Annotated in this window: 17 protein-coding genes; 3 read left to right on the forward strand and 14 right to left on the reverse strand. The window is 63.7% G+C overall.

All coding sequences use genetic code 11. The annotated features are described in order from the left end of the window. Positions 1-6 precede the first annotated feature (6 nt). From AC0CMF_RS23460 to AC0CMF_RS23490, 7 genes are all read right to left on the reverse strand, one after another. Positions 7-891, reverse strand: a complete 885-nt coding sequence (locus AC0CMF_RS23460) for an SMP-30/gluconolactonase/LRE family protein (RefSeq protein ID WP_374630479.1) — start codon at positions 889-891, stop codon at positions 7-9. Positions 892-1,170: 279 nt separating this feature from the next. After that, positions 1,171-2,253, reverse strand: a complete 1,083-nt coding sequence (locus AC0CMF_RS23465) for an ABC transporter ATP-binding protein (RefSeq protein WP_374630477.1) — start codon at positions 2,251-2,253, stop codon at positions 1,171-1,173. 46 nt (positions 2,254-2,299) lie between these two features. Continuing rightward, positions 2,300-3,139: a carbohydrate ABC transporter permease gene (locus tag AC0CMF_RS23470; protein WP_050475316.1), complete on the reverse strand. Its 840-nt coding sequence runs from the start codon at positions 3,137-3,139 to the stop codon at positions 2,300-2,302. Positions 3,140-3,152: 13 nt separating this feature from the next. After that, on the reverse strand, positions 3,153-4,079 hold the full coding sequence (locus AC0CMF_RS23475) for a carbohydrate ABC transporter permease (protein ID WP_374630475.1): 927 nt from the start codon (positions 4,077-4,079) through the stop codon (positions 3,153-3,155). A 95-nt stretch (positions 4,080-4,174) separates the two neighbouring features. After that, entirely contained in the window at positions 4,175-5,464 is a 1,290-nt protein-coding gene (locus tag AC0CMF_RS23480; RefSeq protein WP_374630473.1) for an ABC transporter substrate-binding protein, read from the reverse strand. Between the two features lie 161 nt (positions 5,465-5,625). Further along, entirely contained in the window at positions 5,626-6,543 is a 918-nt protein-coding gene (kdgD, locus tag AC0CMF_RS23485) for a 5-dehydro-4-deoxyglucarate dehydratase (RefSeq protein ID WP_374630471.1), read from the reverse strand. Positions 6,544-6,614: 71 nt separating this feature from the next. Next, complete coding sequence (locus AC0CMF_RS23490; protein ID WP_050475314.1) at positions 6,615-7,361, reverse strand: FadR/GntR family transcriptional regulator; 747 nt, start codon at positions 7,359-7,361, stop codon at positions 6,615-6,617. Positions 7,362-7,693: 332 nt separating this feature from the next. Here AC0CMF_RS23490 and AC0CMF_RS23495 point away from each other — a divergent pair, with 332 nt between their 5' ends. Then, positions 7,694-8,485 carry an NAD-dependent epimerase/dehydratase family protein gene (locus tag AC0CMF_RS23495; protein ID WP_374630469.1) on the forward strand — a complete coding sequence of 264 codons (792 nt, stop codon included), beginning with the start codon at positions 7,694-7,696 and terminating at the stop codon, positions 8,483-8,485. 21 nt (positions 8,486-8,506) lie between these two features. Here AC0CMF_RS23495 and AC0CMF_RS23500 read toward each other — a convergent pair whose 3' ends face one another. Both AC0CMF_RS23500 and AC0CMF_RS23505 read right to left on the reverse strand, forming a co-directional pair. Then, the gene (locus tag AC0CMF_RS23500; RefSeq protein WP_374630467.1) at positions 8,507-9,661 is read right to left on the reverse strand and encodes a CFI-box-CTERM domain-containing protein; all 1,155 of its coding nucleotides are present in this window, start codon (positions 9,659-9,661) and stop codon (positions 8,507-8,509) included. Further along, positions 9,648-12,284, reverse strand: a complete 2,637-nt coding sequence (locus AC0CMF_RS23505) for an OmpA family protein (protein ID WP_374630465.1) — start codon at positions 12,282-12,284, stop codon at positions 9,648-9,650. Before AC0CMF_RS23505 ends, AC0CMF_RS23500 begins: the two co-directional genes overlap by 14 nt. Before the next feature lie 266 nt (positions 12,285-12,550). Here AC0CMF_RS23505 and AC0CMF_RS23510 point away from each other — a divergent pair, with 266 nt between their 5' ends. Continuing rightward, the gene (locus AC0CMF_RS23510; protein WP_162936506.1) at positions 12,551-13,648 is read left to right on the forward strand and encodes a helix-turn-helix transcriptional regulator; all 1,098 of its coding nucleotides are present in this window, start codon (positions 12,551-12,553) and stop codon (positions 13,646-13,648) included. A 47-nt stretch (positions 13,649-13,695) separates the two neighbouring features. Here AC0CMF_RS23510 and AC0CMF_RS23515 read toward each other — a convergent pair whose 3' ends face one another. The 5 genes from AC0CMF_RS23515 to AC0CMF_RS23535 all read right to left on the reverse strand — a co-directional run bounded on the left by AC0CMF_RS23515 (position 13,696) and on the right by AC0CMF_RS23535 (position 18,783). Next, positions 13,696-13,965, reverse strand: coding sequence for a hypothetical protein (locus AC0CMF_RS23515; RefSeq protein ID WP_374630463.1), 270 nt, complete (start codon positions 13,963-13,965; stop codon positions 13,696-13,698). A gap of 1 nt (position 13,966) precedes the next feature. After that, positions 13,967-15,220, reverse strand: a complete 1,254-nt coding sequence (locus AC0CMF_RS23520) for a hypothetical protein (RefSeq protein WP_374630461.1) — start codon at positions 15,218-15,220, stop codon at positions 13,967-13,969. A 266-nt stretch (positions 15,221-15,486) separates the two neighbouring features. Further along, positions 15,487-15,849, reverse strand: coding sequence for a hypothetical protein (locus AC0CMF_RS23525; protein ID WP_050475308.1), 363 nt, complete (start codon positions 15,847-15,849; stop codon positions 15,487-15,489). A gap of 218 nt (positions 15,850-16,067) precedes the next feature. Further along, positions 16,068-17,405, reverse strand: a complete 1,338-nt coding sequence (gene pglB / locus AC0CMF_RS23530) for a polygalacturonase PglB (protein ID WP_374630459.1) — start codon at positions 17,403-17,405, stop codon at positions 16,068-16,070. Positions 17,406-17,820: 415 nt separating this feature from the next. Next, positions 17,821-18,783, reverse strand: coding sequence for a mannonate dehydratase (locus tag AC0CMF_RS23535; RefSeq protein ID WP_374630457.1), 963 nt, complete (start codon positions 18,781-18,783; stop codon positions 17,821-17,823). Between the two features lie 96 nt (positions 18,784-18,879). Between AC0CMF_RS23535 and AC0CMF_RS23540 the strand changes: the two genes are divergently transcribed. Then, a complete protein-coding gene (locus AC0CMF_RS23540; RefSeq protein WP_374630455.1) occupies positions 18,880-19,776 on the forward strand; it encodes an aldose epimerase family protein in 897 nt (298 codons plus the stop codon). Positions 19,777-20,026 lie beyond the last annotated feature (250 nt).

Raw genomic sequence — 20,026 nt, forward strand, 5'->3', positions numbered from 1 at the left:
AAGGCTTCAGCCCCGCCACACAGGCTCTGCCAGCCCCTGAAACGGCAGATGCACGGCGTAGATATCGCCGCCGGAGGTGCCGTTGTTGAGGGAGGTGATGACGGCGGTGCGCAGGTCCGGGCCGGTGAAGCACAGGTTCGTCAGGTTGGGCACATCCGCATGGATTTCCGCGTCGATCCGCCCCTCCGGCGTCAACCGCAGGATGCGGGCGCTGTCGCTGGCGGCGATCCAGTAGCAGCCGTCCACATCCATCGCCGCCCCGTCCGGCCTGCCGCCCAGCAGGCCGTGGCTGGCGAAAAGCTGCGGATTGGAGCGGTCTCCCGTCTCCGGGTCAAAGTCAAAGCGCGTCACGTGGACATTGGAAACATGCGAGTCCGAGACATACATGCGCCGCCCGTCCGGGCTCCAGGCAAGGCCGTTCTGCACCCGGAAGCGCCCGCCGCGCGCGCTCACCTTACCTTCGCCGTCCAGACTGAAAAGCCCGCCCCACTGGCCCTCCTCCGCCGGGCGCGGTGACAGAGACCCGGCCCAGAACCGCCCCTGCCGGTCGCAGGCCCCGTCATTCATGCGCCAGCCCTCCGGCAGCTCGGGGCCCATGCTGAAGCGGAAGACGGGACCGGTCTCTTCCAACGCCAGATGCGCAAAGCCGCGCGAGGTTGCGGCCATGAAGCCGCCGTCTGCGGCCAGCACCAGCGCGCTGACCTTGACCGGCAGATCCCATTGCGTCAGCCCCTGCCCGTCCGGCTGCATGCAGAAAAGCCGCTGGTTGGGAATATCCACCCAGTAAACCCGCCCGCCGCGGACATCCCACACGGGACTTTCGGCAATGTGACAGCCGGGGCTGGCGATCCTTTCGGCCTGAAAACGGGCCGGTGCGCGGCGCAATGTCATGACGGCAAGCCTTCCGGTTGGTGGCGGCGGTGGAAACGCGAGAGGCAGAACGTCTCCGCTTCCTCCCTCTGGTGGCTGGTGGATTCACACATCAGGTCCGGAAACTGCCCGCAATGAGGCGTTTGTTTTTCGGGAGGGGGGCTGAGAAGCTGTGCCGAAATAACCAGACGCAGGCTTTTCCCAAGGCCTCACCAGCTCCAAACACGATATGTGTACCCGGCAGCCCCTCAAAGGGGAAAGGAACGGGTCCCTCACCTGCCATCCAACCCAAACACCCCGCTACTGACGGGGAATCCGCCGCTGGCTGGTCTTGTCAAACAGCAGAATGCGGGCCGGATCGGCGCGAAGGCCGATGGTCTCTCCGGCGGCCAGCGCACTGCGCTGCTTGGAGGAGACAAGAACCTTGCCCGCCTGCGTGTCGCAGAACACGGTGGTGTCGGAGCCGGTCGTCTCCACCGTCCGCACCACTGCGGGCAGCACGCCGGGGGTACCGGTATCCGTGATTTCCAGATGCTCGGGCCGGATGCCGGCCAGCACCCCGGCCCCGTCCTCCACCGCATGCGCCCCTGCCAGCGGCAGGTCTACGGCGCAGCCGGACAGGCTCAGGCGCCGGCCCTGATCCCCCACGCTGGCCGTCAGCATGTTGATCGCGGGCGAGCCGATGAAACCGGCCACGAAGACGCTGTCCGGCTGGTCATAAAGCGCCAGCGGCGTGCCCACCTGCTCCACCCGGCCATCGCGCAGCACGACGATCTTCTGGCCCATGGTCATGGCTTCCACCTGATCATGGGTGACATAGATCGAGGTGGTGCCGAGGCGCTGGTGCAGCTCGCGGATCTCGCCGCGCACCTGATTGCGCAGCTTGGCATCAAGGTTCGACAGCGGCTCGTCGAAGAGAAAGACGGAAGGGTCGCGCACGATGGCCCGGCCCATGGCGACACGCTGGCGCTGGCCGCCGGAGAGTTCCTTCGGCAGGCGGTCGAGCAGCGGCTCCAGATCGAGCATCTTCGCCACCGCATCGATCTTGGTGCGGATTTCCTCCTTCGAGGCCCGGCGCAGGCGCAGGGCAAAGCTCATGTTCTCGCGCACGCTCATCTGCGGGTAGAGCGCATAGGACTGGAACACCATGGCGATGTCGCGGTTCTTGGCCTCCAGATCCGTCACATCCCGGCCGGCAATGTGGATTTCTCCGTCGCTCACCTCTTCCAGCCCCGCAATGATGCGCAGCAGCGTCGACTTGCCGGATCCGCTCGGCCCGATGAGGACGCAGAACTCGCCCTCTTCGATATCGATCGACACGTCCTTGATGACGCTCACCGCCCCGAACGACTTGGAGACGCCTTTCAGCGATACAGCTCCCATCTCATTCCTCTCCAGTTTCCGGTCCAGTTTCCGGTTTTCCGGGGCGTCAGCCCTTGACGGCGCCGGCCATGATGCCGCGGTTGAACTGCTTCTGCAGCAGCAGGTAGACGATGATCGGCGGCGCCATGGCAATCAGCGTGGCAGCGACGAAGATGTTCGGCGTGATGGTTTCATCGACCCGCAGCGCGCCCAGGATGACCGGTACCGTGAACAGGTGCTTGTCATTCACCACGATCAGCGGCAGCAGATACTGATCCCAGATCATGATGAAACCGAAGATGAGCACGGACCCCAGCGCCGGGCGCACCAGCGGCAGCACGACACGGCTGAAGATCTGCCACTCGTTGGCCCCGTCGATGCGGGCTGCTTCCTCAAGCTCCTTGGGGATGGCGCGCATGAACTCGGTCAGCATGAAGATCGAGAAGGCCCAGCCCACCACCGGCAGCACCATGGCCGCATAGGTGTTGTAGATCGAGGCATCAATGAGCGGCAGCCGGGCCTGCACCACCAGATAGAGCGGGATGGAGATGATCTCCTCCGGCAGCATCATGGTGCTGAGGATCAGCAGGCTGACCACCGCCGCGCCCCGGAATTTCTTGCGGGCCAGCGCATAGGCGGCCAACGCGCTGACACCGGCCTGAAGGAACGTGCCGGTCAGCGCGACGATCATCGAGTTCAGCAGATAGCGCCAGACTTCCATGTTGATGAGGGCGGCGCGGAAATTCTCCAGCGTCGGCTCCACCGGCAGCAGCAGCAACTGGCCGGGCTTGAGGATCAGGCCGCTGAAGGCGGTGATGACAATGCCCCAGAACGGGCCGACGAAAATGGCGATCACAGCCACATACATCAGCAATCTGCCGAGGCGGGAGAGAAGGGACGGACGCATCGGAAAACCTCCCTTACTTGACCAGCCTGGACTTGATCAGCGTGTGCAGCACCGTCAGCAGGATCGTGAACAGCAGCAGCAGCAGCGACACCGCCGAGGCATAGCCATATTCAAGGTTCTGGAAGCCGGTCTTGTAGATGTGGGTCATGATGGTTTCCGTCGATCCGGCCGGCCCGCCGCCCGTGGTCGCGTAGACCTCGGCAAAGACGCGGATGCCACGGATGAAGGACAGCATGATGACCACGGAAATCGCCGGGATGAGGCCGGGCAGCGTCACATGCCACAGCACGCGCAGGCGGCTGGCGCCATCCACATTGGCCGCGTCGTAAAGCTCGCGGTTGATGCCGGCGAGGCCCGCGACGAAAATCAGCATATCATAGGGCGTGCTCTTCCAGATCTGCATCAGGATCAGCACCCAAAGCGCCTGATTGGGATCGCTCAGAAAGCCCTGCGGCGCGATGCCGACAAGGCCGATCAGCTCGTTGGCAAGGCCATAGTGAGCCGGATTGAACAGCAGCCGCCAGATTTCGGCGATGATCGCGGCGCTGGTGATGGCCGGCAGGAAGATGGCCGTGCGGATGATGCGCAGGTGCCGGGCCTGCCCCTCCAGCGCCAGCGCCAGGAAGAGACCCAGCGTGGAGGCGCAGAGCGTGGCGGACACCACATAGATCAGCGTGTTGACGACAGCCGAGCGCAGGTCCGGATTGGTGAAGGCGGCAATGAAGTTGTCGAAGCCAACCCACTCGCTGTCGCCGTAGAACTGCACCTCATAGAAGGACATGTTCAGCCCCGAGAGCATCGGGTAGAACTTGAACCAGGTGAAGATGACCAGTGCCGGCAGCACGAAGAGCCACGGCACCACAGCCCGGCGCAGGCCCGGACGGCGGCGTCTGGCGCGCTTGCTGCCCCGGTCCAGGGCAAGCCCGTTTGCTGCTGTCATGAGAACCTCTTTGTTGCGCAAGGATCAGGACCGGTGCCGGACTTGCAATGAGAAGGCCGGTTCCGGGTACACTACCCGGAACCGGCCGTGACACCTTACTCGGCCAGAGCCTTCTGCTTGCGCAGTTCGGTGGCAATTTCCTCATCGATCTTCGCCAGCTCTGCCGGAATATCGGCATTGCAGTTGGAGAGGATCTTGTTGAAGCCTTCGGCCGTCAGCATGCGGATCGGGATCCAGTTCGGAACCGGCGGAACATAGTGGCCGCTGGTGTCGAACACCTCCTTCAACGTCGCCCAGCGGGGATCCTGGCGCACCGCATTCACATCCACCTGCTGGTTCACCGGCAGGCGCACCAGCGGCGTGTGGCCGGTGTTGTGTGCGATGCCGATTTCCTGGCCCTCGGGCGAGATGGCGAAGGCGATGAACTTCTCGGCCGCCTCGCGGTTCCTGGAGCCTGCCATGATGTAGGCGCTGGTGCCTTCGGCAAGCGCGGCGACACCGCCGGGGCCGGCCGGAGGCGCGATGACCTCGACCACATCCGCGCCCGGCTGTTCGCTGATCTGGGCAATGTGGTAAGGGCCGGAGAGGAAGATGCCCGTCTGGCCGGAGCGGAAGGTGGGCAGCGCATCGCCGGTGGTGGCGTTGATCGCACCCGGCTGCACCAGGCCTTCGCAGAACAGGCCGCGCACGAAGCCGAGCGCCGCAGCCCCCGCCTCATTGTTGAGGTTCGGTTTGAAGCCGCCGTTCTCCTGCTTCACGAAGTCGCCGCCCGCGCCCCAGATGAAGTTGCTCATGAACCAGCTGGTGTAGCCGCGGGTCGTGGAGCCCGGGATGGTCATGCCGAAGGTGTCATCCTTGCCGTTGCCGTCCGGATCTTCCTTGGTGAAGGCAACCGCCAGCTTGTGCAGGTCCTCCCAGGTCGTGGGCTGCGGCAGGCCGACCTTTTCGCGCCAGTCCTTGCGGATGAAATAGGCAAAGGCCTGCGCCGAGATGGGCACGGAATAATATTTGCCATCGGCGCCCTTGGCGCTGTTCCAGGCGTTTTCGGCGATCTGGCTGCTGCCCTCGATCTTCTCCGGATCGATCTCCTGGATGATGCCCATCTTCAGCATCTGGCCCAGAGCAGAATCGTCGTTGATCACCACATCCGGCAGATCACGGCCAGCGGCGGCGCGGGCAAGACGCTGCTCGAAGTCCATGCCGGTGTTGTAGGTTTCGACCTCGATGCCGGTCTTCTCGGAGAAAGCCTTGGTGAGGTTCTTCAGGATGACGGCAGACTCATCCGTCTGGCGCGACCAGACCTTGAGCGCCTCGGCGGAAGCGCCGGAGGCTGCCGCCATGAATGCTACGCTGCCCATCAGGGCCACCATGATTCCAGAACGCATTTTCCACTCCTCCCAGTCCTGGCGGCTACCCCCCTCAGGTTCCGCCTGTAAAATCATCCGGCCATGGGCCAGTTCCCCCTGCCGGAATAATCCGGCCGGCATAACTTGCAGGCTCCCCCCTACGGGCTTGCCCCGCTCTCAATGAGACAAGCTCGCCGGTTTCAGGCCGCCTTTTCGCGCCGGTACGGGGCGATCAGCTTGTCCAGCATCTCTTCCTCTTCGCGGCTGAGGTCACACAGCGGCGCGCGCACCTTGCCGGCCGCAAAGCCCTGCAGCCGGACGCCCGCCTTGATCGCGGCCACCGCATAGCCCTTGCCGCGGTTGCGGATGGCCATGAAGGGATAGAAGAACTCGTTGAGCATGCGCTCGCAGGCCTGCCGGTCGCCAGCCCGCAGCGCGCGGTAGAACTCCACCGCCAGCCCCGGCACGAAGTTGAACACCGCCGAGGAATAGGTGGTGAAGCCGGCCCCCAGATAGGCTTCGGCGAAAAGCTCTGCCGTCGGCATGCCGCCCAGATAGATCAGCCGGTCACCCATCTTCGCCGTCACCTGGCGCACCAGCCCTATGTCGCCGGTGCCATCCTTGAAGCCGATCAGGTTGGGGCACTCATCACACAGGCGAGCGAGCGTATCCGGCAGGATCACCGAATTGTCGCGGTTATAGACCATGACGCCGATATCGACCGACTGGCACACGCGCTTCACATGGGCATGGAGCCCTTCCTGCGGCGCATCGATCAGATAATGCGGCAGCAGCAGGATGCCATCGGCACCGGCGGCCTGCGCGCCCTGCGCAATCTCCACCGCCACCTCCGTGCCATAGCCGCAGCCGGACACGATCGCCGTATCCCCGGCAACGTCCTTGGCAGCCCGCACGATTTCCGGCACTTCACCGGGCTTCAGCGAGAAGAACTCACCCGTGCCACCGGCGGCAAACAGCACCGGCGCATCGAAGCCGGACAGCCACTCCACATGCGCCTGATAGCTGGCGCGGGCAAAGGCGCCCGATGCATCAAAATGGGTGACCGGGAAGGACAGCAGCCCGGACCCGAGAGCACTCTTGATTTCCTGCGGACGCATGCAGCTCTCCATCCAATTCCATGATTTCGAGCCACGTTATTCAGGTCCGGGGAAGCTGTCAAGAAGTCATATTATCTATTTCGCAAACCAGTATGATAAGCAGCCCTGTACCGGGACAGGCTGCCACGCAGATGCAGCTTCATGGCTGCCCGTGCGGCCGCTTCATCCCCATTGGAAATGGCCTCGACAATATCCGCGTGTTCCCGGTGGATCTGCAGCATGTAATCATGCTGCGGGGCAGGCTCCTTGCCTTCGCTGAGCGCCGAACGTGGAATGATGGCCTGGCCAATCATGGTCAGGAACTCGGAGAAACGCGGGTTGTTCGTCGCCTCGGCAATGGCCAGATGCAGCGCGAAATCGGCAGCGACAGCCGGTTCACCAGCCTGAACGCGCTCGTAGAAATCGTCATGCCGGGCAAGGATCGCCTCTTCCTGCTGCGGCGAGCGGCGCAAGGCGGCAAGGCCGGCCGATTCCACCTCCACCGCAATGCGCAGCTCCAGCAGCTCGATGACGGAGGACACCCGGTCCCGGTCAACATTCTGGAAAGGCAGGGAAACCGGCTCAGGCACATCCAGCACGAACACGCCCGCACCCTGCCGGGGCTCCACCAGCCCGTCGGATTTCAGCGCCGCCACAGCTTCGCGGATCACCGTGCGGCTGACGTTGTAGTCCTGCGTCATCTGCGCTTCGCTGGGCAGCCGCTCGCCGGGCTTGAAATCGCCCGCCAGGATCGCATCCCGCAGCTTTTCGACCAGCTGCGTGACCAGCGTTCCCTTGCCTTTTGCCCCAGCACGCGGCTGTTTCGCCTCTATTGCCACATCCAGACCCTGTCCTTGATCTGCCCCCGCCCGTGGCAGTGCGCCCCGGCAGGAGCAGCGCGCCACGACTCAAGCCGTGCCGCATCAGCCCTGTATTTCGTCCGGAACCATCTCACAGCCGGCGTTTCGCTTCAAGCCGGGCCGGCAAACTCATATGACAGGTTGCCGCCTCATGGCGCTTCATGTATGACTTCAGCAGGATCATGGCCAGCAGCACGCTCCGGGATCCGCCGTCTTTCCTTCGCGCAGGCGCAAGGTCCGGGCCGGTTTGACAGGCTTTGCCGCCCTCATGCCCGGCCCTGCGCGCCGCGCCTCATCTTCCGGAGATTTCCGTGGAACGTCTTCTCATCACCGGCGCCGCAGGCGGAATTGGCAGCGTGATGCGGCAGAAGCTTGCCCCGCTCGCCGGCAAGCTGCGCCTGTCCGATATCGTCAGCCTGGGCGAGGCCGCCAGTCACGAGGAGCTGGTGACCTGTGATCTGGGCGACCGGGACAGCGTGATGGCGCTGGTGGAAGGTTGCGACGGCATCGTTCATCTCGGCGGCGTGTCGGGCGAGGAGCCCTTTGCCACCGTGGTTCATGGCAACATCACCGGCACCTTCAACCTGTTCGAGGCCGCCCGCGCCCATGGCATGCCGCGCATCATGCTGGCCAGCTCCCTGCATACGGTCGGGTTTTACCGGCAGGATGAGTATCTCGATGCCCGCGCTCCCATGCGGCCCGACGGGCTCTACGGCCTGTCCAAGTGCTTCATGGAACTGATGGCGCAGATGTATTTCGACAAGTTCGGCCAGGAAACCGCCGTGGTGCGCATCGGCTCGTGCTTCGAGGCCCCGCGTGATCAGCGCATGCTGTCCACCTGGTTCTCCTATGACGACTTTGCCTCGCTGATCGATCACGTCTTCGCCGTGCCGCGGCTCGGCTGCCCGGTCGTCTGGGGCGTATCGGACAATGACGCCTGCTGGTGGGACAACCGCGCCGCCAGCTTCCTCGGCTGGCGTCCGAAGGACAACGCCGCCGCTCACCGCGCCCGCATCATGGCCGAAGTCCCCAAACCAGCCCCCACCTCCCCCAGCGCCCTCTACCAGGGCGGGCCGTTTGTGGAGAAGCCGGTGCGGGGGTGAGGCTGGGGGGCGGGCAAACAGTCAAAAGCGCCCGGACAGGAACTCCCTCTCAAGCCGCCCCGTCATCTCACGGTAAAGCGCATAGGCACGCCTGTAGGCGCCAATGCGGATCAGTGCCACACAGGGGAGTATCCGTGTCCAGTAAAGGGCCCGCAGCTTCCGCTTCCCTTCCGGGCTTGCAGCCAGCCGGGACAGGATCGGCGGCGACACCGCATAGTAATGCGAGACAACGTCCGGGCCGAAGGGCTGGCGCAGAAGCCAGCCATCCCGGAAACGGCGCAGGGTCTGCAGTTCGAAGCAATCATCGGGACGGCCAAAGGCGAGGCAGCAGGCCGTCGTCAGGAAGCAGGGATTGTCGACAGCTTCACAATCCCAAACGGCCTGCAGCTTGTGGCTCAGCTCCGCCAGTGCCTCCCTGTAGATCCTGTCAGGCCCCTCGCCAGCCAGCGTCTGCCTGAACACGGCAGCCCGGCGGCCGTCCGGGAACAAAATCCCGGTTTCGGCCGTCACCGGCATCTGCTTGCGCAAAAAATGAACCAGCTGATTTGCAACGGTCTCACCCTGGAGGGTGAACTTGACTTCGACAGGGTCCTCTGAATCGGAAAGACCGCTGTTCATGCCCGGGATCGGGCTGCGTCTTCCGCGTGAGATTTTCCCTTCCAGCCGCACCGCCTGCCCGTTGGCCGCAGTCAGAAGAAAATAGACGCCCATTCCTGCCCTGTGCTCCTCGTGGGCACGAATGCCGTGATCCTGCTGATCAAGGCGCGGCCAGTACTGGATGGCGGGCTCCCCGGAGGTGAACCCGGCATAGCTCCTGGAGCCATAGGCGAGCGGAGACACCTGCACGGTGCCTTCGATGATCTTTCCTGCCGCAACATACAGGCTGATCGAGAACCCGAGCTCTGGCTCCATGATAAGAGTTCCTGCCGAAGCTCCGTAAGGCGACCCATAAAAGAAGGAATGCGCCACCTCCAGCTTTGCAATGTCAGCGCCAGCCGGATCGCCGTCGAACAGCGGATCCAGTTCAACGCTCCAGTCCCCATCGTCTTTGCGGACGTCGCATCTGACCGCTGCTGATGCAGCACCACCCAGCAAGGGCGACAGGGCGGCGGCAGGGCCACCGGCAAGCAGGGCACGGCGGCTGAGGAGCCATGAGGGCTTGTCAGTCTTGGGCATCGGTTGTGGTCTCCTGTGCGCGGAAGCCGCGAAGCAGCTTGAGAGAGGGAAGGCTGAAGACGAGATGATCAGTGCCGCTGGCAGCCAGCACGCTGTCACCGGCAGCGGAAAGGCCGATCGCATGGCTGCCACGGCCCGGCCAGGTGGCGGTTGTCCGCAACTGTTCGAAATTCATGACGGTAAACGCTGTGCCGTTTGCCTCGAACCGGGCGTTAAAGGCCACAAGCGGCAGGTCCGGGTGAAAGACAAGCCGGTACGGGATCATCGGAACGCGGACCTGCTGCGGTCCTGCCCATGAGCCTGTCTCCCAGACACTCATATCGAGGCGGTTGTCGAAGGCAAGGAGGAACCGGCCATCCGGGCTGACCCCCAGTGCATGGGGCCACTGCACACCCTGCAGCCGCCGGCGTTCGGCAAGGGTCCGGGGATCATAGATGGTGATTTCCTGCAGGCGGTGCTGACCGCTCGCAAGCGCGCTCCCGTCCGGAAACCATGCCAGCGGACCGCCGATGCGGGTCGGCCCCATCCGGGTCACGGCCGTGAATGCAGCGGCCTTGATGTCGTAGAGTTTCAGGAAGCCGTCAGCTGTGGCATAGGCGATGGCCCCGCCATCCGGCCGCCAGACGAGATCCACAATCTCCAACGCTTCATGCAACTGCGCAACGGCATGCCCCGTCGAGGCATCGTAGACATAGGCCGCTTCAGTGGCGTGCCCGCTCTCCTCCCGATAGCTCGAAATGGATGCAACATAGCGGCCATCGGGGGAAAAGCGGTGATCCCGGCCGCGATAGAGACGGACCAGCGGCACCATGGTCCGCAGATCATGGATCTGCGGCGGCTCAGACCCCAGCACCGCCCGGTAGGCTCCCGGATCAAACGCACTGCCCCTGTCCGCAAGCGCAAGGGACGCAGACGATGGACTGTCCGCAGGCACCGGGCGGAGTTCCGTGCGCCGGTTGACGCTGCGGCCCTTCCGGCTGCTGTTGCTGGCGGCCGGAAAACGGGAGCCGAAACCTGACACCTGAAGCCTTCCGGCCTCGATGCCATGCGTGAGCGTCAGGTAGGTCAGGACAGACCGGGCGCGGCGAAGGGACAGGCTGTCGTTGACCGCCGCGCTTCCCGCCGCATCGGTATGCCCCTCGATGGAGAGGGAGAGGCCGGCGCCGCGCGCTGACTTCAGAAACGCCGCAACCTCATCCAACTGCGCAAGGCCCTTGCGGGACAGGCCATCGGAGCCAAAGGCAAATCCAACACTGACCTTCTCGCGGGAGCCGATTGCCAGCGGCCGCTCAACAATCCGCGGCTCCTGCATTTGCCTTTGCAGGCGCAGGGCATTGGCGGTCACCGAGGACTTCCAAGAGAGCCATTTCTCCGCCTCGCCGCCCAAGGCCTTCAGCTCGTCGAGATGCGCATTGGCCTGGTTGAACTTCTGCGCACCAATCCTGTTGTCCACCATCGCCCTCAGCAGCTGGCGCCGCCGTTGAGGCGCCCAGGGAAGGGCCAGTTTCTCGCGGAAAATCTCATAGGCAGCGTCAAAGTTGGCGTAGGACTGCGCAATGTTGCCAAGCATGAGCAGGGCTTGAAGCCGTCCGTCATCATGCGGGGCCAGAGCATAGGCCTGATGAGCAAGGCCAGTTGCCTCGTCCGGATGTGCCAGAAAGCTGGAGTTCATCCAGGCCATCGAAAGTTTCAGGGAGTAACTTTCCGGCAGTTTGCGCTCTGCGTCCTGCAGGAAGGCAACCGCCGCAGCGGCATCATGCAGGGACATTGCGAGAAAGATCTCCTCGGCGGTCTCTGCTGACGGATCAAGGTCGAAGCCGGCCTTCAGAAACGTGATGGCCGTGCGGCTGGAATCCAGATCATCGCGGATCATTCTGCCAATGAGATAGTAAGCGGCGGCATTGCCATCGGGCTCCAGCAGCGGCGCCAGAACACGCGTTACATGGGCCAGCCTTTCGGCTGCCGGGGTGGTGTCTGCCGTGTATTTCTTCAGCTGCAGTCTGGCGAGCCTTTCATAGACTTCAAAAGAGCCGTCCTTGGCGATTGCGCTTTGGTACAGCTTTTCAGCCTCCTCATGCTGCCCCCCGGCTTCGGCATCGAGCGCCCGCACGAAGTCGAAGGCGTAGTCCAGGCTGCCAACCTCTGCCTCCCACTTCGCAAGAAAATCCATCGCTGCCGGCCTGCCGCCGAAATGCGCCTTTCGCAGAAAGAAGCCGTTCCTCACCAGATCCGGATCAAAGGGGGCGGTGGCAAGCGCCTTGTCATAGAGGTCACGCGCGGCCTCCGGACGTGCGGCCTGTTCATGCGCCAGAGCGAGATTGATATAGGCGGTGGTCAGCTCGGGATCGGCTTCGATTGCAGCCTCGTAGAGCCGGATTTCGTCACGCGCCCGTCCATCCCTGCCCGCGATCCAGGCGGCAGAGAACAGGCCCTCCGGCGTGTCCGCGTGGCTTTGCGCAAGATATCCGCGGATCATTGCCCGTTCCGAAGGGCTGGAAGTCTTCAGGCTGCGCTCGAACAGATCGAAGCGGTTCTGACCGTCATGAATGGCGTGCAGGGCTGCAAGCGGCTGCACGAGACTGCCGAGCACCAGGACAAGAGACAGAAGGAGGCGAAGGGGCATGGTGTTTCCTGCTGTGGTCAGAAGAAAAGGCCATCAGCGGCGCGGCGGGCGCTGATGCAGGGGCTCGGGTGGAACGGACAGGCCGGGTGATCGCGGGCGCAGCCCTGGCGCAGACGCCGGACCGGCCGCCGCCTCTTGAACCTGGCCGCAGTTTCCTGCAGCTTGTAAGGAGCTGACGGGGTGGGGCCTGATGGCGTGCCCCGGGCTTTCCTGCCGGGGGAGATGTTCTTTCCGCCCCGCAGAACATGAATGCGGAAAGCTGGGCCGTGCAGACCATTGAGCAGAAGACAAGCGAACTGACCGCTGCGATCTACGCGGCCTTGCTTGGCGAGAGCAGCTGGCAGGGCTTTCTGGACGAGCTGACCGGCGGCACGCCCGGCAGCCTTTCGACGCTTTTCTTCCACAACTTCACGGCCGGCACGGGTGGTGTCGCCTATGTGGCCGGGGCCGAAGGGCGGCAGGATGCCCTTGCTGACTATGAGCGCTATTACAGCAACATCAATCCATGGATGCGGCGCGTTGCAGCGACGCCGCTCGGACGGGGCGTCATCGGCGAGGAGATCATATCCCGGAACGACTTCAACAGAAGCGAGTACTATTCCGACTATGTGCGCAAGAATGGCCTCGAAACGGGCATCGGCCTCACGCTGTTCAAGAGCCAGAGCTTCTATTTCCTGCTCAGCATGCTGACGGACGATGTGGACACTGACCGGAACCTCGAGCGTGCAGAAGTCCTGACCCGTATCGCCCCGCATTTGCAGCGGGTGTTCCGCTACTACCGGTCCGAAGAGTTCCACGCGGATGTGCTGGATGCCGGAAAAGGCATCGGAATGGCCACGGGGCTGGCCTTCATTCTGGTCAACGAGGATCTCAAGGTCATCAAGGCGTCCCCGGCTGCAGAACAGGCGCTTGCATCCGGACGGGTGGCCGGCCTCGATCCCTCCGGCCGCATCCGGCTTGCCGATCCCGGGACACAGGCGGTGCTGCGCGCGCTCCTGCTCCGGCGGAAGGCGCCGGGGGAAACGGAGGTCTTCAGCAGCCGGGATGCCAGCGTCCAGATCATCCGGATCGGGCGCAGCCCTGCGGCCGAATTCTTCGCAGGACCCGTGGCCGCCATTCTGATCGGTGAGGACAGCAATCAGGCGCGGCTTGACCGCCTTGCTGCCCGCTACCGCCTGTCGCCGGGAGAAGCCAGGGTCTGCGCAGGCATCCTCGAGGGGCTGAACCTGTCGGAAATCGCCGATCAGGCCGCGGTGACGCGGGAGACCGTGCGGTCGCAGCTCAAGTCGGTTTTCAGCAAGACCGGCACGTCCAGCCAGATGGACATCATCCGGCTCGTGGCAGGACTTTCCCTGAAACCGTGAGGGCCGGAAGTGGCGCTGCCGGGAGGAAGGGGCCGGGCGGTTCGGCATCAGTCGTAGGCCGCAGTTCTGTGCCAGCGTCCGGACCGGCCCAGGACAAAGGCCTCTCCCTTGCTGTTGTGGCGCAGGCTGGCGAATTCGCAGCCTCTGGACGTCATGATGTAGCCCGCGGCGCAAGAGCCGTAGCGGACGTTGAGATGATGATTTGTCTCGTTGATGTTCGCACTGGCCTGGGCAAGCGCACCGCCGAACAGCTCGCCTGTCCTGTTGCATCCGGGCAGCAGCAGCAGCAGACACAGCATCACGCGTGATGAGGGCATCTCATTCCTCCCCCAATGGCATGATCAGGACCGGCTGCGGCTTCTGGGGAGCCGCGTCAGGGGCTGCAAGGCCGGAACTGGGATTGGGGCCGGGAACAGGTGCGCTGACGGCATCGTAAAAGACGGCGATGATCGAACCGTCCAGATCCTGCGCCAGAAGCTCCGGCCAGATGGCTTCGTATGTCCTTCTGAAGTTTGCCTGTACCGAAGTGAAGTAAAAGCTCTCCGCGCTTTCGAGGCAGGCATGGTAAGATTTGGCGCTTCCGGATTCCGTTCCCTTCACGCAGGCAGAAGCGATGGAAAGAGGCGGGTATTTCGCCCTCAGGAAAACTGGAACATCTTCAACTATTCCGGCGGCAATTTTCTGTTTCTCGACCTTCAGAAGCTGCGGCTCGCTTTCAAAGCCCTGCTCCATGGCGGCAACATAAGCCACAATGCATTCCCCGTGGGCTTCGAGCTTCACCGCGCTTCGCAGGCGCCCGCAAAAGGCAAAGGCAGCATGTATCTCCGCCACCGCATTCACTGCAGCCGTTGCATGTGCACCGGAAGCTGCATTGGTCACTTGCGGCGCCGGAGCTGATGCCTGAGCCGGCTGACTGACAATCTCGGTGATCGTTTTGCCTTCGCCACCCCTCGCTTCGCCCAACGCGGCATAGATCTGCGCAATGGCTTTTGCAGATCCGTTCATGGCGATGACATGCTGGAAGGCGCCTGCCTCCAGCGTCAGCCTGTCGGCTCCCTGAAGGTGCACGATGAAAGTGCGCGGCAATGTGAGCTGGATGGCCTGACTGGCATAGGTTCCCCTCAGGATTTCCTTCAGGCCTGATTGGGCGGTACTGACGGTCGAGGGCTCCAGCTCCAGCGTCTCCACCCGGTGGGGCCGGTTGCGGGCCGGATCTTCGTCATAGACAGCAGACAGGCGGAGGCGCGTGACGCGGGACCAGTCATGCCCTGACAGGAGCAGAAGCCGCCATTGCCTTGTGGTCTTGTCGAAGGTCAAGGCACTGAACAGCTCACTGTCGCGGTAGCGCGCCGCAGGGACACCCTGACTGGCGGCTGCCTCCGCGAAGCTCCAGTTTCCTTCCGGCAGAACGGTTGCGCGTCCGGTTTCCGCCGGAAAGCCACTGCAGAACAGGCCTGCGGCAACTGCAAACGCCAGCTGCCGTGCCCTGCGGTGAAGCGAAGAGGCTGCGGTATCAGGCCTTCCGGCCGCAGAGCGGCGCGTGGTTTGCCTGCCGGATCGTGTTGCTGCCATGTGACCGGTTCCGTTCTGCCATGGAAAAGGGGTAGTACCGGCGCTCGATGATCCTGACTCATCGAGTGCCGGTTAAGCCCGTGCGGCGCTTGAGCCTTTTCAAGGCGCGATGCGTCAGCATCTCAGAGCCTTGGTACAAAGCGCTGCCGTCCCGCAGGAAAAGCCGCCCCGATGCGCTTAAAATGCTTGCGCACCGGGGCGTTGAGGCCGTGAGCGCCATGCTAGCCCGGCACTGCCCACGGCTTCGTTCTGTCCGGAGGTTGGATTTACGGGTTGCCGAAGGGGGTCTTGCTGCCGGTGTCGCGCTCCCAGAACTTGTAGCGGCCGGTGCCGTCACACACCATGAAGCCCCAGCTTGTGGGATAGACTTCGCCCGGGCTGGTGTTGAAATTGGTGAAGCAACCCCAGCCGCCATGGGACTTCTGCAGGCAAAGGCGGAAGTCCTTCGGCGAGCTGCCGGTGTTGCGCATCCTCACCGAAAAGCTCTTCGAGTTGTTGCAACTCTTACCCCAGGCGGTGTCGTGAACAACGATTCCGGCTTCTGCCGCAGCGCCGGGAGCAAGCAATATGGCGCTTGCCAGCAATGTCTTCTGCAGGGCGCGGATAAAAAGATGTGATGCGGTCTTCATGCTGAGCCTCCAACTTGGAAACATCATTATTTCAGCAGGAAGACATCCGGCATCCCCCGCCCGGGGGATGGACAGAAAGGCAGAAGCAGGATGCGGGGCAGTCTGCCCTTCCCTCTCATCCCAAGGCTTTCGATGCTGACGCATCACGCCTTGAAATTGCTCGGACGCCGCACGAGCTTGACCAACGCTCGATGAGGCGAGCCCATCGAGAGCTGGTATCAGACCAGCACCACCGCCTGCGCGTTCCAGCCTTGCGGCAGCGCTTCGGGCCGGTCGATGGTGACGTCCTCCATCACCAGCCCCTCGATGTCCTTGGCGAAGACGGCCGGCATGCCGCCGGGATAGTCGATGAGGCCGATGATCCGGCCATCGGGGCCGAAGCGCCAGGCGTTGACGCGGCCGGTGGCGTTTTCCTCCTCGAAGCGGTCAAACCGGTCGGCGGGCGTCGGGCGGATGTCATAGGCAAGGCCGGTGCCGAAACGGCCCGGATGCTGGCGCAGGGCCACGCGGCGCAGCACCACGCTGCTGATTTCGCCCGGGTTTTCCGCCACCAGATTGATGGCCCCTTCCATGGAACCGGTCACATCCTCGATGGTGATGTTGGTGACCCGGCCAGCCGGGCCTTCCTCGGGGCGGCGCTCGATGGTGTTGATGGTCACCGCCTCGCCCGAACCCCAGAAGCCTGCGGGAGTCTCGTGGCAGTCCAGCGTGATGCGGGCAAAGCGCACCCCATCCACCAGCCCGCCATCGCGGGAAAAAATGCCAAGGCCACGGTTGGACTTCTCGATGCGGATGTCCTCGAAGCTGATGTTGCGGAAGGGGGCGAAGCTTTCCGTGCCAATTTTCAGCGCGCAGGAATGGCTTTCGATCAGGCAGTCTCGCGCGGTGATGTTCTCGCAAGCTCCCTTCAGGCTGCCATCCGGGCGGCGCGTTGTCTTCAGCACGATGCCGTCATCGGCGGTGCGGAATTCGGAGCGGACGATCAGCACATTGCGGCAGCCGTCGATGACGATGCCGTCGGTGTTGGGCATGCGGCGGTTGTTGTCCACGAACACCCCTTCCACATGCACGTTCTCGCAGCCAACCAGATGCATGGTCCACAGCGGCGCATCTTCAATCGAAATGCCCTCGATGCGCACATCCCTGCAGTCTTCCAGCACGATGACCCGCGGCCTGAGCTTCTGCGCCCGGAGCGTGCCCATGTCCGCATCCTCACCCACGATGAAGGCACCCGCGCCATCGCCGAAGATCCGCCCGGCGCCGGTTATGGCAATGTTGCAGGCGCCGCTGGCCACCAGCATGCCCCGGTCGCTCTCCTCCGCCACCACCGACACGCTGTTGCCGGCATAGGCCTCGTAATCGGGGATGAAATGCAGCTCCGCGCCCTTCGCCAGCTCCAGCGTGACATTGGAGCGCAACCGAACCCCGCCGGAGCGGTGAATGCCGGGCTCCAGCACCAGATGCAGCGGCGCTGCGTCTGCGTCGATCACGGACTGAAGCAACAGGCTCTGATCGCCGGGCTTGGCCTCGACATGAACGCGCCGGGGTGAGGACATGGTTTTTTCCGTTTCAGGTTGTGTGGGTTGGTGGAGTTTCTGAGGCACAGTCTTTCCGCCCCCTCCCCGTCGTGGCTACTGCGTGCACACATCGGTGCTTGGAGCCGGAGAGTTTGTGGGGACAGCCAGCAGTCTGGTTACTCTGGCGCGGCCTTTCAGCTCCCCTCCCCCTCGTGGGGAGGGGTTAGGGGTGGGGGGAAAGGCCTTTCCGTCTGGCACAGTGTCCATTGATTTCAGACAGCCCCTCATCTCCAGGTTCTTCAGGAAAAGTTGGGCTTCTTAAGCCGTTACAGGCTCAGAGCCCCCCACCCCTTACCCCTCCCCACCAGGGGGAGGGGGGCGGAGAGGCCCTGCCACAAATCAGATGCATCACACTGGCTTCTGCCACCATGCCGATGCACCGCCCGGCCTGCTGTCAGCTCCGCGTCTGCAACAGCGCCGCGATGTAGCCGTAACAGAAGGCGAAGGCGACCTGCTGCTGGTTTTCACCGGAAAGGGTCGGTGCGTGGTCGGGCATCACCATGTATTTGTAGCCGGTGTCGCGCAGCACATCGATGATGGCCGGCATGTCCATGTCGCCATCGTCGGGGAAGCTTTCGCGGAAGGAGTAGCGCTTGCCAACGATGTTGCGGAAGTGGATGTTCATCAGCTTGCCGCGCGCGCCGAACCAGCGGGTCACCTCGGCCGCCTCGCTCACATCCTCCAGCATCTCGCCCAGCGTGCCGATGCAGAAGTTGAGGCCATGCACCGGGCTCTCGCGCGTCTGCACGAAGCGCTTCATGCCCTCGACGGAGCCCAGAACCCGCGTCACGCCCTTGTAGCCGGGAGGCGTTGCCGGATCATGCGGATGGCAGGCAAGGCGCACATTGGCCGCTTCCGCCACCGGCACCACGCGGGCGAGGAAATAGTCGATCCGCTCCCAGATGGTGTCCTCGTCCAGCACACCGGCCGGCCCCGGCTCGTTCTGGTCCACCAGATCCCAGCGGAAGGCTTCGGCCATGTAGCCGCCCCGGCCCGGCTCCATCGGCGTGCGCGGAATGCCGATATAGTTGAAATTGTAGCGCACGGAGGGGATGCCGGCCGCGCCGCAGTTCTCGATCAGGCGGCAGATGCCGTCAAGCTGCGCCTCCCGGTCCGGCCCGGCCAGCAGGATGTCCTTGCAGGACTGGGTGTCCACCGGCGCCGAGTGCATCGGCAGCTGCAGCATGTCGAGCGTCAGGCCGAAACCCTCGACCTTCTCCCGGAAGCGCTCCAGCACCTCCCGGTTCCATGTGCGCCAGCCGCCATCCGGGTTGGCAGAGACATTCTTGACACCAAGCTGCGCCATGACACGGTAGTCGTCATCATGGCGGGCGGGAAGCTGTGTTCCGAGATACATCGCGGGCTGAGTCCTGGAAGTTATAATATGAATATCATATAGATCGTATGACAACCGTCAACCGGCATCTCTGCTGCCCCGCCCGAAAGGCCTGTCATGACCCTGGATCTTCACGCAGAGGGCTATCACCTGCGGCTTTCCCCCGCCCATGGCGCCACGCTGCTGGCGGCCAGCTGGCAGCATCCGGACGGGTTCGAGGTGCCGCTGCTGGCGCCGCTGGCGGATCCCGCTGCCGGTTTCAGCACGGGCTGCTTCATCATGGCGCCCTTCGCCAACCGCATCGCGGACGGGCGTTTCCCGTGGGGCGGCGAAGTGCTCACCCTGCCCATGAACCGGCCGGAAGCGCGGGTGGCCATTCATGGCTTTGCCCGCAACCGGGCCTGGCAGGTGATGAGCCGCGATGCGGCGAGCATCACGCTGCAGCACAGGGAGGCTTCGCCGCAGCATCCCTGGCGCTACCGGGCAGAACTGGCGGCAAGGCTTTCGGCAGACGGCATCGCCCTCAGCCTCTCCCTCACCAGCGAGGCGGAAGGCCCCCTGCCCTTCGGTTTCGGGTTGCACCCCTATTTTCCGCGCAAGCCGGACACGGCCGTCTGCTTCACGGCCGCAGGCACATTTGCAGCCGGTGACAGGGGCCTGCCTGTTCCCCCGCTGCAGCCGCTCGCCGGCATGGGCGCGGGCCAGCCCGCCCTTCTGTCTGCCTTCGAGGGGCTGGACCAGTTCTTTGCCGGCTGGACCCCGGCGGAAGCGGAAATCCTGCAACCCGCCAGCCGCACCCGCATCCGCCTGACAGGCGGCGGCGCCTTCCGGCACCTGCATGTTTTCGTGCCGCAGGGCCGGGATGTCTTCTGCATCGAGCCGGTCAGCCACGCGCCGGACATTCTGAACAGGCCGGAGCTGGGCGCAGATGGCCAGCCCGTCCTTGGCATGACCACCCTCGCCCCCGGTGAGACGCTTTCCGCCACACTTGGCCTCAGCGCCTGCGGGGCGTGATGCAAGCTAGTCGGTCCTGAGGAGTCAAGTCGGGAGATTACTCAATCATCACAAAATCTTGGAGAACTCACGATGCGTCAAGCTCAACCCGAGTTGGCATGAGTCGGATAGTGACAACAGTCGTACTGCTCGGAAGAATGCATGCAGTGTCCTGAGACGGTAATTACCTGACAGTTGGCTCACCCTCCGGGGTGTGGCCATGCCGCGTTGAAGCGGGTTTGATGGTGTCGCCAAACATTTCAAATCCGAG

This window comes from Pannonibacter sp. CBAS1226 (genome assembly GCF_055685825.1).

Coding starts and splice junctions, on each gene's coding strand:
- AC0CMF_RS23470 (WP_050475316.1), bottom strand. CDS start 3,139: ATGCGTCCGTCCCTTCTCTCCCGCCTCGGCAGATTGCTGATGTATGTG.
- AC0CMF_RS23475 (WP_374630475.1), bottom strand. CDS start 4,079: ATGACAGCAGCAAACGGGCTTGCCCTGGACCGGGGCAGCAAGCGCGCC.
- kdgD (WP_374630471.1), bottom strand. CDS start 6,543: ATGCGTCCGCAGGAAATCAAGAGTGCTCTCGGGTCCGGGCTGCTGTCC.
- AC0CMF_RS23540 (WP_374630455.1), top strand. CDS start 18,880: ATGACCCTGGATCTTCACGCAGAGGGCTATCACCTGCGGCTTTCCCCC.
- pglB (WP_374630459.1), bottom strand. CDS start 17,405: ATGTCCTCACCCCGGCGCGTTCATGTCGAGGCCAAGCCCGGCGATCAG.
- AC0CMF_RS23465 (WP_374630477.1), bottom strand. CDS start 2,253: ATGGGAGCTGTATCGCTGAAAGGCGTCTCCAAGTCGTTCGGGGCGGTG.
- AC0CMF_RS23460 (WP_374630479.1), bottom strand. CDS start 891: ATGACATTGCGCCGCGCACCGGCCCGTTTTCAGGCCGAAAGGATCGCC.
- AC0CMF_RS23505 (WP_374630465.1), bottom strand. CDS start 12,284: ATGCCCCTTCGCCTCCTTCTGTCTCTTGTCCTGGTGCTCGGCAGTCTC.
- AC0CMF_RS23480 (WP_374630473.1), bottom strand. CDS start 5,464: ATGCGTTCTGGAATCATGGTGGCCCTGATGGGCAGCGTAGCATTCATG.
- AC0CMF_RS23520 (WP_374630461.1), bottom strand. CDS start 15,220: ATGGCAGCAACACGATCCGGCAGGCAAACCACGCGCCGCTCTGCGGCC.
- AC0CMF_RS23525 (WP_050475308.1), bottom strand. CDS start 15,849: ATGAAGACCGCATCACATCTTTTTATCCGCGCCCTGCAGAAGACATTG.
- AC0CMF_RS23500 (WP_374630467.1), bottom strand. CDS start 9,661: ATGCCCAAGACTGACAAGCCCTCATGGCTCCTCAGCCGCCGTGCCCTG.
- AC0CMF_RS23515 (WP_374630463.1), bottom strand. CDS start 13,965: ATGCCCTCATCACGCGTGATGCTGTGTCTGCTGCTGCTGCTGCCCGGA.
- AC0CMF_RS23535 (WP_374630457.1), bottom strand. CDS start 18,783: ATGTATCTCGGAACACAGCTTCCCGCCCGCCATGATGACGACTACCGT.